We start from the raw sequence: 14,719 nt of genomic DNA on the forward strand, positions 1-14,719 counted from the left end.
TGTTAAAAGATAATATATTTTAAAGCTAAGGAAGTGATCCCCGTGCAGTACGAAACCATCGAAATAGCCCGGGAAGAGCATATAGCCATAGTAAAAATAAACCGGCCCCAGGCCATGAATGCACTCAGTACCCAGACCGCCCGGGAACTGCTGGCGGTGCTTGAGGAACTGGAACTGGATAACGAGGTGTTCGCGGCGGTCCTCACGGCAGCCGGCGACAGGGCTTTCTGTGTGGGCGCGGACCTCAAAGAAAGAAAAAACATGAATCGTGATCAAATGAAGAAACAGCGGGCGCTCTTTGTCAAAGCCTTTACCGCTGTGGCCCAGTTCCCCAAGCCGCTGGTGGCAGTGGTAAACGGGTTCGCCCTGGGCGGCGGGTGTGAGTTCGCCCTCTGCTGTGATTTCATTATAACCTCGGAAAAAGCGGCCTTCGGCCTGCCGGAAGTGGGATTGGCCATCATTCCGGGAGGCGGGGGCACCCAGCTGCTGCCGCGGGTGATCGGCCGGGCCCGGGCCAAGGAACTTATTTTCACCGGCCGCCGCATTCCGGCCCAGGAAGCTTACCGGCTGGGCCTGGCCAACCACGTAGTGCCGCCGGAAAAATTGATGGAAAAGACAATGGAAATAATGCGCGAGATTACCAAGAACGGTCCCATTGCTCTGCAGCAGGCCAAGCGTTCTATCAACCTGGGAGTGGAACTGGAACTAAATACAGCCCTGGCCCTGGAAGCAGAGTGCTACAATGTTTGCCTGGCCACGGAGGACAGGGACGAGGGGCTGAGGGCGTTTAACGAGAAACGAAAGCCGGTTTACCGGGCCAGGTAAGAAAACCTCTTCAGCTAAGAAATCCTGTGTTTTAAAAAAGTACTTTGCCAATTAGTAGTTGGAAAATTAATTAATTAAAAGGTGGGGATTTTTTGTTTTCACTGAATTATCCAAAAAAAGTGGTTATTGGAGATATCACCGTGCGGGACGGCTTTCAGCATGAAGAAAAATTTATTCCCACCCGGGCTAAGCTCTGGTGCCTGGAAGAGCTGATCCTGGCAGGGTTCAAGCGCATCGAGGTTTCAAACTTTGGCAACCCCAAGGGGATGCCCCAGTTCGCCGATGCCAACGAACTCTTCAAAGCTATCCACACCAGCAAGCGGGTAAAGGATAAACTGGACGATGTGGAAATGACCGCCATCACCATCCGGGAAAGAGCGGTGGACCGGGCTATCGAGGCCAAAAAGGAGGGCTACGGACCTAATCGCATTTTAATGATGGTATCCACATCGCCCTCTCACATGATCAAAAACTCCGGCCTGGATCATAAGGAATACTGGGCCGAAAGCGAACGCTGCATTAAAAAGGCCCATGATGCCGGAATAAAGGTCTGCGGCACGGTGAGCACTATCTGGGGCTGCCCCATCGAGGGTCCCACCGAACTGAAAAAGGCGGTGGAATTTACAAAGTATTACTTGGATATTGGCGCCGACGACATTGAGCACGCGGATCACGACGGCTCGGCGCCCCCTGACAAGGTTTATGAATACTTTTCCATGATTATGGATGCTCTCCCCACCCCCGAACTGCACGTGGCCCATTTCCACGTTACCCGGGGCTGGGGCCTGGCCAACGTCCTGGCGGCTCTGCAGGCCGGTATAACCCACTTTGAGGGCACTATGGGCGGAATAGGCGGCCAGCCCACCAACTTCATCGGCGGCTGCCCCGTGGCCGGTACGGGCGACTATTACTACCAGGATCCCAACATCGTCGGCCTGGTATCCACTGAGGACATGGTGGTAATGATGGACGAGATGGGCATCGACACCGGGGTAGACGTAAACCGGGTGCTGGAAATAGGCCGCACCATGGAAAAGATTGTGGGGCGCCGGCTGCGGAGCGAATGCATCAAGACCGGGCGTATTCCCAAGGAGCCCACCGGGTTTTAGCCGGGAATGTGCGATACGATTCTTCAATGAAAAGGAGGTATATAATTCATGAAAAAGCTGCTTTGGGAACCGTCCGAACAGCACATTAAGCAGGCCAATATGACCCGTTTCATCAGATTTGTCAATGAAAAATTCGGGCTGGAGCTTAAAACTTATGCAGACCTTTACCAGTGGTCCGTCACCAGTATCCCCGACTTCTGGGAGGCCATGTGGGAATTCGGTGACATCAGGGCTTCCCGGGACTATGACACCGTCGTGGAAAATTTGGATGATATGCTTGGCTCCAGGTGGTTTAAGGGCGCCGAACTGAACTTTGCCCAGAACCTGCTCCGTTACCGGGATGACCGGACCGCCATAATCTTCAAAAGTGAAAAGCAGGACCCGGTACGGTTGTCCTATGCCGAGCTGTATGACAATGTGGCCCGCCTGGCCCGCTCGCTGCGGGACATGGGTGTTCAAAAGGGAGACCGGGTGGCCGGTTTCCTGCCCAACATGATGGAAACCGTTATTGCCATGCTGGCCACCACCAGCATTGGAGCCATCTGGTCCTCATGCTCCCCGGATTTCGGCATCAAAGGGGTGCTGGATCGATTCGGGCAAATCGAACCCCGGGTGCTGTTTACAGCCAATGGTTATTTCTATAACGGCAAGTCCTTTAACTCCCTAGGGCGAATCGCCGGCTTTTTAAAAGACATCCCGTCCATCGAAAAGGTGGTAGTTGTCCCCTTCATAGAAGAAAAACCCGACATCAGCGGAGTACCCAACGCAGTATATTTCCAGGATTTTATGGCCCCGGAATCAGGGCTGGAAATAGAGTTTGAACAATTACCCTTCGATCACCCGCTGTACATCATGTACTCCTCCGGTACCACAGGTGTACCCAAGTGCATCGTGCACGGGGCCGGCGGCACCCTGATCCAGCACCTGAAGGAACACATCCTGCACACCGACATAAAAAGGGAGGACAACATCTTTTACTTCACCACCTGTGGCTGGATGATGTGGAACTGGCTGGTAAGCGCCCTTGCCGTGGGGGCTACCATCACTCTTTTCGACGGCTCGCCCTTTTATCCCGGTCCCGGCGCGCTGTTTAAACTGGCCCAGGATGAAAAGATAAGTGTTTTCGGGACCAGCGCCAAGTACCTGGCCTCCCTGGAAAAGGAGGGCTTTAAGCCAGGGCAGGAATACAACCTTGACCACCTGCGGGCCATTCTTTCCACGGGCTCTCCTCTTGCCGCGGAAACCTTTGAGTACGTGTACCGGGACATTAAGAAGGACCTGTGCCTTTCCTCCATCTCGGGCGGCACGGACATCATTTCCTGCTTTGCCCTGGGCAATCCCATTGGGCCGGTCTACGCCGGGGAACTGCAGTGCAGGGGACTGGGTATGAAGGTAGAGTCCTTCAGTCTCGAAGGAAAACCGGAAATAAACCAGAAAGGTGAACTGGTATGCACGGCACCATTCCCCTCCATGCCTATAGGCTTCTGGAACGACCCGGAACAGGAGAAGTTCAGGGGCGCCTATTTCGACGTTTACCCCAATGTGTGGCATCACGGGGACTATATCGAAATTACTGAAACGGGCGGAGTAATCATTTACGGGCGTTCCGACGCTACACTCAACCCGGGCGGTGTGCGGATAGGCACGGCTGAAATTTACCGCCAGGTAGAGACCCTACCCGAGATTTTAGACAGCCTGGTGGTGGGCCAGGATTGGGACGGCGACGTGCGGGTGATATTATTTGTCAAACTGGCTGACGGATACGAGTTAACCAGTGAATTCGTTAAGAAAATTAAAAAGGTTATCAGGGAAAATGCCACCCCGCGCCACGTACCGGCCAAAATTGTGAGCATAAAGGACATTCCCAATACCATAAATGGCAAGAAAGTGGAACTTGCCGTGAGAAATGTAATTCACAACCGGCCCGTTTTGAACAAGGACGCGTTTGCCAACCCGGAGGCGCTGGATTATTATAAAGATATCCCTGAGTTGCAGAATTAGAAAATTTTTCACAATGATCTTCAGGGGGTGGGAAGGTGCAGTGGCCTGATTACGTAAAAATAAGAGAAGTTGGCCCCAGAGACGGGTTGCAGAATGAAGACAGGTTCGTTCCCAGTTTCCCACTTAAAATGATTATTAGCTCAATTATAATCTAAGCAAGCTTTTTGTTTGCCATCATAATAAGCCGGGCATTTAGCTCGGCTTATTATTGCTACATCAAATTTTCCTTGATCCAGTTATTTACCTCATCATTGGCGTCTGCATCACTTATGCAATACCCTTATACTCATTTGCCTAATTTCAAAAAAATGTGATAAAATACTATCGTGCGTGTATATATGCCTTTGAATGGGGGTCAAATTATGCTGATTAATGACCTGGCTAAGAAAATTGAGAATTGGTTACAGGAACAAATCAAAGATAGAGATGCCAGGGGTTTTGTTGTCGGGTTGAGCGGTGGTATAGACTCAGCAGTTACAGCGGCATTGTGCCGGAATGTTTGTCCAGAAACTACTTTCGGTGTGATTATGCCCTGCTATAGTAATACCGAAGATGCTCAGCATGCTGAATTACTGGCTAAATCAATCGGTATAGAATACGAAACAATTAAATTGGATAAACCCTTTGCGGAAATGGTGAAACTGCTTACTGGTGAAGATTATAACCCTGAAAAAAAAGATTTGGTGGTTGCCAATATTAAGCCGCGGCTTAGAATGACAACCCTTTATTATTTTGCAGCCAGAAGGCAAAGCCTGGTGGTGGGTACTGGAAATCGCAGTGAGCTCACTGTGGGCTATTTTACTAAACACGGAGACGGTGGTGTAGATTTGCTGCCCATCGCTAATTTGGTTAAAAAACAAGTTGTTGAACTTGCCAGGTTTTTGGAAATTCCCGCCCCTATTATTGATAAGCCACCTTCGGCTGGTTTATGGGAAGGACAAAGTGACGAAAAAGAAATGGGTATCACCTACGAAGAGTTGGACAGATATATTTTGACCGGGCAGGCTGAAGACCGGGTGAGAAAAAGAGTGGATGACATGGCTATGAAGAGTCTTCATAAAAAGCAATTGCCGGCTATGCCTCCATTATAGAATAGAATTTGTTATGCGAACACGCATTTAAAGGAGATGAATCAGGTGTCTGGGCATTCTAAATGGTCAACTATAAAAAGAAAAAAAGCCAAAGTAGATTCGCAGCGGGGAAAAGTTTTTACTAAAATTGCTAAGGAAATAATTGCGGCTGCCAGGCAGGGCGGTGGTGATCCGGAAGCTAATTTACGACTTAAGAACGCCATTGCCAAAGCCAAAGAAGAAAATATACCTAACGATAACATCCAGCGAGCCATTAAGCGGGGCACCGGTGAACTGGGCGGTGCTAATTATGAAGAATTAACTTATGAAGGTTACGGGCCCGGGGGAGTGGCCGTTATGATAGACATTATGACGGATAATCGTAACCGCACGGCCGGTGAAATAAGACATTTGTTCTCCAAATACGGCGGGAACCTCGGTGAAACCGGTTGTGTTTCCTGGATGTTTGATACCCGCGGGGTACTGATTATTGAAAAGGCTAACTTGAAAGTGGACAGTGATGAGTTTTTACTTACCGCCCTTGATGCAGGGGCTTTGGATGTCAAAGAGGAAGACGACAGTTTGGAAGTTATTACTGAGCCTGATGCTATAAATCAGGTGGCTGATACACTGGCGGTGGAAGGGGTAATCATAAGCCACTCTGAAATATCCAGAATACCTCAAAATACGGTGGTGCTTACCGGCAGCCAGCAGGAGCAAATGCTTAAGCTAATGGATATGCTGGAGGATCATGACGATGTGCAGGATGTATACGCTAATTTTGATATAGTGGATGAAGAATAGGTTGCTGTTTTTAGCAACCTATGTTATTTTTTTGCATAAATATGGCAATAATCCTTGTATTAAACTATATGGGTGCAGTGGTAACATAAGTCAAATCTGCACTGCGTACCATAGGTCCAATATAAATAACAAAGGAGTATTGCTATGTTAAATAAGCTATTTGGTATGATAGCAGCAGCTGTGCTGGTATTTTTAGTTGCCATAGCAGTGTATTTTACTTTAAGTACTGTCAGCGACCCGGCAATGAAGCCCATATTCACCGGTGACAAGGTGGAACCGCTAATTAATTCTAACACCATTATCCGCCAGGAGAATAAATATAGCGCCTGCGGTGATGTGGAGATATATTACCGGGGTCCGGCTACGCATGATTTAATTGGTTTGGATGAGCAGCGCCTGCAGATGAAGTTTCCACGGCAGGACGGATGGGATGTTGCTGTGCAAGGCGATGAAGTGGTTATAACCAAACAGATAGAAGGATTGTGTGGTATGCATAAAGAGTACAGACATTTAGGCATTACTGATGATCAGCTGGCTGTTTATCAGGGGCCTCTGGGCTATGACGACATATTGTTACGCTTGGAGACAAGCATAAATATTAACCTTTTGCCCGAATCGTTTCTGAATAAGCTAAAAAAGAGTAATGACTTTGCAAGTTTGAACGCTGATGAAAGGCTCGATCTACAAAACGCATTGGAGTTCACCGATGAGCAATCGCTGAATACATTGCTGGAAAACTTTGATGAGTATAGGATTCATCAATAGCACAAATGTTGTGGTTATAAGGCCATTGTGTTACTATTTTACTAATTATAGAGATGCGGAGTGATTAAATGCGTGTTTTGGGGGTAGACCCCGGCATCGCCATTACCGGTTATGGAATAGTAGATTTTGCCGGCGGCAAATTTAGGCCGGTGACCTATGGTTGCATACGCAGTGCGGCGGATATGTCGCCGCATTTAAGGTTAAATAAATTATATAATGAATTAAAAGACTTAATAGTTAAATACCATCCTCAATGTTTGGCGGTGGAGGAATTATTTTTTAACCGTAACGTACGCACCGCCATGTCTGTGGGCCAGGCCCGGGGGGTGATTATACTGGCTGCCGCCCGGGCCGGTCTGGCAGTATATGAATATACCCCTCTACAGGTGAAACAGGCTGTGGTGGGGCGTGGACGGGCTGATAAACAACAGGTACAGTATATGATAAAGATGATACTGAATTTACCTGCGGTTCCCCGGCCTGATGATGTGGCGGACGCGCTGGCCGTGGCTGTATGCCATGTAAATAAAAACAGTGGTTTAGCTATAAAGTAGGGCTGTCCATTGCTTAACTAGATAGACAAGGTTTTATATTTTATATTAGACGTTAGGTGGGCGACACTGTATGATAGCGTTTTTAAGGGGTACTGTAGCCAGTGTGGAAATTGAAGCAGTAGTGCTTGATGTGCATGGAGTGGGCTACAAGGTTAACGTAACCGCTGCGTGCGCTGCCAGTTTATCAGGCATGGTTGATCAAGAAGTATCACTACATACGCATATGATTGTCCGGGAAGATGATATGCAGCTATATGGTTTCTTTAGCACCGAGGAAATAAATGTTTTTCTGTTGTTATTAGGAGTGAACGGCGTTGGGCCACGGGCTGCTCTGGGTGTTTTGTCACACTTAACGCCGCAGGGATTGGCCCGTGCTGTGACAATTGAGGACATATCGGCACTTACCAAGGTGCCGGGGGTGGGCAAAAAGATCGCCCAGCGGATTGTCTTGGAGTTAAAGGATAAATTTAAAAAGTTAGGAATTAAATCGGCTGAAACGCCGTCGCAGCCTGATGAAACAGCGGTGGCCGGTGCTTTGGATGATGCTCTGGCCGGTCTTTTGGCACTGGGCTACGGTGCCGGTGAGGCACGGGATGCCGTACAGAGGGCAATGGAGTTAGGTAAATCAGCCAGTGTGTCAGAGTTAATTAAGCTAGCGCTGCGTTTTTTGGATAAATCTAAATAATGATTGCGTGCACTTGGCTGCACATCTACGTTTAAACCGAGATAACTATTGAAATAAAAGGAGGGGCGGGCGCCGGGCGGACGTTTTCCAAAAGCGTGGCACATTAAATGTTCTTTTAAATCTGTGGTAAAGGTACTATTGTTAACATAGACTTAATGTCTGTCTGGCGCCCGGAGTGTGGTATGGGGGATCTAAATCAAGAAAGAATAATAACAGCTGCTCTAAGAGAAGAAGATACGGATACCGAGCTTAGCCTGCGGCCGCGTAAGCTGAGTGAATATATTGGCCAGGATAAGGTTAAGGAGACTATTAGTATATTTATTCAAGCCGCCCTGCAGCGTGGCGAAACGTTGGATCATGTGCTTTTATTCGGGCCGCCCGGTTTGGGTAAAACTACACTGGCTAACATTATTTCCAACGAGTTGGGAGTCAATATTCGTACTACCTCCGGGCCGGCCATCGAACGTCCCGGAGATTTGGCGGCTATTTTAACCAACCTGCAGCAGGGTGATGTGTTATTTATTGACGAGGTGCACCGGTTGAGCCGTACGGTGGAGGAAATACTGTACCCGGCCATGGAGGACTTTTCCCTGGATATTATTATTGGCAAGGGACCCGGGGCCCGTTCCATAAGAATTGATTTACCTCGTTTTACACTGATTGGTGCTACCACCAGAGCTGGTTTAATGACTACCCCCTTGAGGGATCGGTTTGGCGTGATCAGCAGGCTGGATTATTATCGTACCGGTGATCTGGTAACCATTATAACCAGGGCTGCTCAAATTTTAGGTGTGCTAATTGATGGCGGCGGTGCGGAGGAAATCGCCCGCCGGTCCCGCGGCACCCCCCGCATTGCCAATCGCCTGCTGAAGCGGGTGCGCGATTATGCCCAGGTCAAGGCCGACGGTGAGATTAAACGGGCGGTGGCCGATGAGGCGTTGGAGTTTTTTGAAGTTGATCCGTTGGGACTGGATCAGGCTGACCGCCGGGTGCTGCTGGCGATAATTACTAAGTTTGCCGGTGGGCCCGTGGGAGTTGAAACTATTGCAGCTGCTACCGGCGAAGAGGCAGACACTGTGGAGGATGTTTATGAGCCCTACTTGTTACAATTGGGGCTGCTGGCCCGTACCCCGCGCGGTCGGGTGGTCACTCCCGCTGCTTATAAACACCTGGGTGTGGAAATGCCCGGAGCAAAACAGCCCACGTTGTGGTAACGAAGGAGTAAGGTAAGGTCATGAAAATTTTATTGCATACCTGTTGTGGTCCCTGTACCATTTACCCGTTAAAGGTATTAAGAGCTGATAGTCATGAGGTATACGGTTATTTTAATAACCCCAATATTCACCCCTATACCGAGTGGCAAAAAAGGAAAGAAACCCTGCTGGATTATGCCCGGGACAACGATTTACAGGTAATTGTCAACGAAAATTATGATTTGGAAGGCTACCTGCGGGAAGTGGTGCACCGGGAAAGTGTGCGCTGCAAGTATTGCTATACTATGCGTCTGCGGCAGGCGGCCAAGGTGGCACGGCATGGTAAATTCGATGCTTTCAGTACCACTTTGCTGGTAAGTCCATTTCAAAAACACGATTTAATTGCTGAAATCGGCAGGGCTGTGGGTGAGGAAGCAGGGGTACCTTTCTATTATAACGATTTCAGGCCGGGTTTTCGGGAAGCTACGGAGGTGTCCCGGTCCCTCAACATGTACAGGCAGCAGTATTGTGGTTGCATATACAGTGAAAGGGAACGCTATGACAAGCAATTAAGAAAAAAGTCCAATAAAACCGGGGGACATTGAAACACAGGCTGAGGGGGGATAATAATGGATTCCCTGACGGGTTTGGGGAAGCTTATTTTAATGTTAGGTCTATTTATGGTGATTATTGGTGGTCTTTTGATGGTGGTGGGCAAAATACCCGGACTGGGCAGGCTGCCCGGTGATATATTCGTGCAGAGGGGTAATTTTACTTTTTATTTTCCGGTGGTCACCATGATCATTGTCAGCCTTGTGTTAACCTTGCTGTTGAACGTACTATTTAGAAGATAGCTGTGCTTTGATAATATTCCATTAGATATTAATTGCGCTATATATACAGATGAACATTGTGCGAGCCGGCAGGAATAAATTCTTTTTTGTCGAACTTTCCACGATATGGTTATGCGGGGAGGTTCTTTTTTTATGGTGGGTGGTATTAAAACTAAATATCGTTGTGCAGGTTTTTGGATGCTGGCGGCATTTCTGCTGGTTGTTTTATGGCCGGGTGGTTCGGCTTGGTGTGATGTGCAGGTGGTTCCCCAAACCGTGCGGGTTGGTCTCATGCAAAATACGCCACAGGTTTCGTTTGTACTGCAAGGTGCATACAAGGTGATTAACGTTAATACCGGCCAGGTGATTGCCGAGGACGGGGAGGGACAGTGGACTGTTGAATATGCTGCCGGTCTGTGCCGGGTAACTAAAGATGGCCAGGATGTGGGGTTATATAACGGCCCCATTAAAGCTGAAGGTCTTAATGCCTCTGTAAAAGCGATATTATCAGGCGGCGATATACTGCTGCAAAAGGAATCCCTGGCGGGCCTGACGGTACAGGGTGGCGATGTGCATTACATATATGAAAATCAGGCCAACTGTTATGCACTTGCCGAAAAAGACCGGCTTAAACAGCTATCCTGGGGGGGATTAAATATTGTTGGCCTTGAAGAGGGCGGTCAGGTAAAACGTTACCGGGGAAATTTAGAGATCAGGACCTCTGAAAACTACCTGACTGTGATAAACGAATTACCCATTGAGCAGTACTTGTATGGCGTAGTCCCGGCGGAGATGCCTGTGTCGTTTCCCTCCGAAGCGTTGAAAGCACAGGCGGTGGTGGCACGCAGTTATTTACATGCCCAGCTGGGCAGTTACGCAAGTTTCGGTTTTGATGTGCTGGATAACCAGTCCAACCAGGTCTACCAGGGGTATGATGGAGAAAACCCGGTGGCCAGCGGAGCGGTAGACGCTACCAGCGGCATGGTGCTGGCCTATTGTGGCCAGCCCATTGCAGCGTTTTTCCATTCCTCCAGCGGCGGTTTCACTGAAAATAGTGAAGATGTCTGGTTTGAGACACTTAATTTTATCCGCAGTAAAGAAGATCCTTACGATAATAACGGCAAACATTATGACTGGTCAGTTACCTATTCGACCGGTGAACTGGTTGCATTAATTAACCAACAGTTGAAAAAGTATATACCAAGCAGTGAATTTATAGAATTGGCCTCGATAACAGATTTAAAGGAATTGGAACGTACTGCTTCAGGACAAAGAGTTAAAATATTGTTAATTGAGGGTATTGACGCCGGGGGCAGCCCCCGAGTATATACTATTGCCAATGCCGACCGGGTGCGCAATGTTCTCGGGTTGCGCAGTGCATTATTTACCATGCAAAAGCAAACTGACCCCGACGAAGGGATTAGCGGTGTTACATTCAACGGCAGTGGTTCGGGGCACGGGTTGGGCATGTCCCAGTATGGTGCGGCCGGCTGGGCGGGCCAAGGTTATAGTTTCCAGGACATTTTGCAATACTATTATACAGGCGTTGAGCTAATTAAATATTAAGGGGTACTACATGAGGGTAGCTGATTTTGATTACTACTTGCCCGATGAATTAATTGCCCAGGAGCCTGCGCCCGTGCGGGATGAATCCAGGCTGATGGTGCTGCATAAAAACGGTGGAGAGCCTGAACACAGGCTGTTTAAAGATATTGTTGAATATCTTGAACCCCGGGATCTGCTGGTGGTAAATGATACCAAGGTAATTCCGGCACGTCTTTGGGGTAAAAAAGAGGGTACCGGGACAACGATAGAAGTACTGTTGCTGACCCGCCGGGATGAGCACACCTGGGAAACGTTGGTGCGTCCCGGGCGGCGCGTACCACCCGGCACCAACATTATATTTGGCGATGCCATGACAGGTACTGTAATGGCTGTGGTGGATGAAGGGTGCCGTCTGATCAAGTTTCATCATCAAGGTGTATTTGAGGAGTTGCTGGACAGGTTGGGAGTCATGCCCCTGCCACCATACATAAAAAAACAGCCTGCGGACCCCGGGCGCTATCAGACGGTATATGCCCGGGATCCCGGCTCAGCTGCCGCACCCACTGCAGGGTTGCATTTTACACCTGAACTGCTGCAAAAGATAAGGGAAAAGGGCATATCAATTGTTCCTGTGCTGTTGCATGTGGGACTGGGTACTTTCAGGCCGGTTAAAGTGGACGAGGTAACCAGTCACCAGATGCATGCCGAGTATTATTCCGTGCCTGAAGAAACGGCCCGTGTGATTAATGAGACCAAAGCCCGGGGTGGCCGGGTGATTGCGGTGGGTACCACCACCACCAGGTGCTTGGAAACAGCAGCTCGGGATGATGGTAATGTAAATTCAGGAGCGGGGTGGACTGAAATATTTATTTATCCCGGCTACAATTTTAAGGCTATAGACGGGCTGGTCACTAATTTTCATTTGCCCCGCAGTACATTGCTAATGATGGTGAGTGCGCTGGTAGACCGGGAACGGCTGCTGGACGCCTATGCCCGGGCAGTGCGGATGCGCTACCGGTTCTTTAGTTTTGGCGATGCTATGTTAATAATATGATTTGCTAAGGAGCATTATATGGCTATTGGTTTTACAATTACCAAAGAAGATGGCCGGAGCAGGGCCAGGCGGGGTACGCTGATTACTCCCCACGGCACGGTACAAACGCCTATTTTTATGCCGGTGGGCACCCAGGCCACCGTGAAAACTATGACCCCTGAAGAAGTGCAAGATTGTGGCGGGGCGTTGGTGCTCAGTAACACTTACCATTTGTACTTGCGACCGGGTCACGCTCTGGTCGCCGAGGCTGGCGGATTACACAAATTTATGCGTTGGGACGGGCCCATACTAACAGATAGCGGTGGGTTCCAGGTGTTTAGCCTTGGCCCTTTACGTAAGATAAGCGACCAGGGGGTAACCTTCCGTAGCCATATCGATGGCTCGGAACATTTTTTCAGCCCGGAAAAATCCATGGAAATTCAAATGGCTTTGGGCGCGGATGTGGCCATGGCTTTTGACGAGTGTGCCCCCTACTCGAGCAGCTATGAACAGACAAGGGCCGCCATGGAGCGCACAACCCGCTGGGCAGAACGCTGCCGTATGCGCCATGACCGGAAGGACCAGGCGCTATTCGGCATTATTCAAGGAGGCATGTATCGCGATCTGCGGCTGCAAAGCGCAGCCGAGCTGGCCGCTCTGGATTTTCCCGGGCACGGTATCGGGGGACTGAGCGTGGGAGAACCGAAACCGCTGATGTATGAGGTCTTGGATTATCTGGTGCCGGCCATGCCCCGGGAAAAGCCCCGTTACTTAATGGGGGTAGGGTCGCCGGATTGTTTGCTTGAGGGGGTTTTCCGGGGTGTGGATATGTTTGACTGTGTGCTGCCCACCCGGATTGCTCGCAATGGTACTGTTTTTACACGGGATGGTAAACTTGTGGTGCGCAACGCCGAATATGCCCGGGACTTTAGGCCGCTTGATCCTGAATGCGATTGTTACACATGCCGCAATTTTTCCCGGGCCTATATAAGACATTTAATAAAAGCCAACGAGGTATTGGGCATCAGGTTGACCACACTGCATAATTTGCGTTTTGTGCTGCGACTGATGGAAAACATTCGGGCTGCCATTGACGGGGATTACTTTGTGGCATATAAAGAAGATTTTTTACGGCGGTTTAAACTGGATTAGATAAACTATTTTACATTAAATTACAATAGGAAAATAAAAAAAGGGAAATGAATAATAATAAAGAATTAGTACATGTTTGATTTATAATTGGGAAGGAGGGAGAAAAACACAGTGAATGAAACCACTATCGGCATTTTATATATAGTCGGTTTATTTGCCTTGCTCTGGTTCCTAATGATTAGGCCCCAGCAGCAGCGTCAAAAAAAGCACGCGCAAATGGTGTCCAACATTAAGGTAAATGACCGCATTGTTACAGTGGGTGGCATCTATGGTACCATTATCAAGGTTAAGGAAGACACTTTTATTTTAAGAATAGCTGAAAGCGTGCGTATCGAAATACTGAAAAGTGCTGTTGCACAAATTGTTTCGAGCGGCGATGACAGCGATAATAACAAGGATTAATTATTGGGAGTAGACCCGGTCTACTCTTTTTGTTGATTATTTTTGCAGCATGGGGAGGGCAATTGTGTTTGATAACCGTTGATGATGTAAAAAAGAATCCCATATTGGACAGTTTTATTCGCAAGGGTAACGAATTTTTGGGTGCTATGGGTTATACAGAACACAGTTACCGGCATATTAACCTGGTATCCAGTATTTCCAAGAATATTCTGGACAAGCTGGGCTACAGTAAGCGGGAGGCTGAACTGGCGGCCATTGCGGGTTATTTGCATGACGTGGGTAATGTGGTGAGCAGAAACGATCACGGTATCTCAGGTGCCACTATATGCTGTCCCATATTGTTACAAATGGGCATGAATCCCGATGAAGTGGCCATTGTTATATCAGCTATCGCCAATCACGAGGAGCAATACGGACAGCCCGTCAGCACAGTTGCGGCGGCCCTGATACTGGCGGACAAGTCAGACGTGCACCGCTCCCGGGTGCGCAACCAGGAATTTGCCACCTTTGATATACACGACCGGGTTAATTATGCCGTGGAAAACTCCCTTGTTTGGGTGGACGAAAAGAAGCGGACTGTTACCATGGAGCTGACTATCAATATAGAAATAACACCTGTGATGGAGTATTTCGAAATTTTTTTAACCAGAATGATATTATGCAGAAGGGCGGCGGTATTTTTAAACTGTGTATTTGAGCTGGTGGTCAACGGAGCCAAGTTACTGTAATTGAGCTAAGGGGGAGAGAC

16 protein-coding genes are annotated in these 14,719 nt (G+C 48.7%); all 16 read left to right on the plus strand.

The window, feature by feature from the left end; translation table 11 throughout:
- The first annotated feature begins 42 nt into the window (after positions 1-42).
- The 16 genes from DESGI_RS08450 (at position 43) to DESGI_RS08525 (ending at position 14,699) form a co-directional block, all read left to right on the plus strand.
- On the plus strand, positions 43-825 hold the full coding sequence (locus tag DESGI_RS08450; protein WP_006522411.1) for an enoyl-CoA hydratase-related protein: 783 nt from the start codon (positions 43-45) through the stop codon (positions 823-825).
- A gap of 92 nt (positions 826-917) precedes the next feature.
- Positions 918-1,934 (plus strand): hydroxymethylglutaryl-CoA lyase-like TIM-barrel protein, encoded by a 1,017-nt coding sequence (locus DESGI_RS08455; protein WP_006522412.1) that lies wholly within the window; start codon positions 918-920, stop codon positions 1,932-1,934.
- A gap of 48 nt (positions 1,935-1,982) precedes the next feature.
- Entirely contained in the window at positions 1,983-3,935 is a 1,953-nt protein-coding gene (locus DESGI_RS08460) for an acetoacetate--CoA ligase (protein ID WP_006522413.1), read from the plus strand.
- 362 nt (positions 3,936-4,297) lie between these two features.
- Positions 4,298-5,026, plus strand: a complete 729-nt coding sequence (nadE, locus tag DESGI_RS08465) for an NAD(+) synthase (protein WP_006522414.1) — start codon at positions 4,298-4,300, stop codon at positions 5,024-5,026.
- A gap of 45 nt (positions 5,027-5,071) precedes the next feature.
- A complete protein-coding gene (locus tag DESGI_RS08470; RefSeq protein WP_006522415.1) occupies positions 5,072-5,809 on the plus strand; it encodes a YebC/PmpR family DNA-binding transcriptional regulator in 738 nt (245 codons plus the stop codon).
- A gap of 144 nt (positions 5,810-5,953) precedes the next feature.
- Entirely contained in the window at positions 5,954-6,574 is a 621-nt protein-coding gene (locus DESGI_RS08475) for a hypothetical protein (protein WP_006522416.1), read from the plus strand.
- A gap of 68 nt (positions 6,575-6,642) precedes the next feature.
- Entirely contained in the window at positions 6,643-7,128 is a 486-nt protein-coding gene (gene ruvC, locus DESGI_RS08480) for a crossover junction endodeoxyribonuclease RuvC (RefSeq protein WP_006522417.1), read from the plus strand.
- Positions 7,129-7,198: 70 nt separating this feature from the next.
- Positions 7,199-7,813 (plus strand): Holliday junction branch migration protein RuvA, encoded by a 615-nt coding sequence (gene ruvA / locus DESGI_RS08485; protein WP_006522418.1) that lies wholly within the window; start codon positions 7,199-7,201, stop codon positions 7,811-7,813.
- A gap of 182 nt (positions 7,814-7,995) precedes the next feature.
- Positions 7,996-9,027 (plus strand): Holliday junction branch migration DNA helicase RuvB, encoded by a 1,032-nt coding sequence (ruvB, locus tag DESGI_RS08490; protein WP_006522419.1) that lies wholly within the window; start codon positions 7,996-7,998, stop codon positions 9,025-9,027.
- A gap of 20 nt (positions 9,028-9,047) precedes the next feature.
- Positions 9,048-9,611 carry an epoxyqueuosine reductase QueH gene (locus tag DESGI_RS08495; protein WP_006522420.1) on the plus strand — a complete coding sequence of 188 codons (564 nt, stop codon included), beginning with the start codon at positions 9,048-9,050 and terminating at the stop codon, positions 9,609-9,611.
- A gap of 24 nt (positions 9,612-9,635) precedes the next feature.
- Complete coding sequence (locus tag DESGI_RS08500; protein ID WP_006522421.1) at positions 9,636-9,860, plus strand: DUF2905 domain-containing protein; 225 nt, start codon at positions 9,636-9,638, stop codon at positions 9,858-9,860.
- A 132-nt stretch (positions 9,861-9,992) separates the two neighbouring features.
- Positions 9,993-11,405, plus strand: a complete 1,413-nt coding sequence (locus DESGI_RS23020) for a SpoIID/LytB domain-containing protein (RefSeq protein ID WP_006522422.1) — start codon at positions 9,993-9,995, stop codon at positions 11,403-11,405.
- Positions 11,406-11,415: 10 nt separating this feature from the next.
- The gene (gene queA / locus DESGI_RS08510; protein WP_006522423.1) at positions 11,416-12,438 is read left to right on the plus strand and encodes a tRNA preQ1(34) S-adenosylmethionine ribosyltransferase-isomerase QueA; all 1,023 of its coding nucleotides are present in this window, start codon (positions 11,416-11,418) and stop codon (positions 12,436-12,438) included.
- 18 nt (positions 12,439-12,456) lie between these two features.
- The gene (gene tgt, locus DESGI_RS08515; RefSeq protein ID WP_006522424.1) at positions 12,457-13,569 is read left to right on the plus strand and encodes a tRNA guanosine(34) transglycosylase Tgt; all 1,113 of its coding nucleotides are present in this window, start codon (positions 12,457-12,459) and stop codon (positions 13,567-13,569) included.
- A 111-nt stretch (positions 13,570-13,680) separates the two neighbouring features.
- Complete coding sequence (gene yajC / locus DESGI_RS08520; protein WP_006522425.1) at positions 13,681-13,971, plus strand: preprotein translocase subunit YajC; 291 nt, start codon at positions 13,681-13,683, stop codon at positions 13,969-13,971.
- Positions 13,972-14,039: 68 nt separating this feature from the next.
- Positions 14,040-14,699, plus strand: a complete 660-nt coding sequence (locus DESGI_RS08525) for an HD domain-containing protein (RefSeq protein WP_006522426.1) — start codon at positions 14,040-14,042, stop codon at positions 14,697-14,699.
- Positions 14,700-14,719 lie beyond the last annotated feature (20 nt).

The organism is Desulfoscipio gibsoniae DSM 7213 (assembly GCF_000233715.2).
GTDB lineage: Bacteria > Bacillota > Desulfotomaculia > Desulfotomaculales > Desulfallaceae > Sporotomaculum > Sporotomaculum gibsoniae.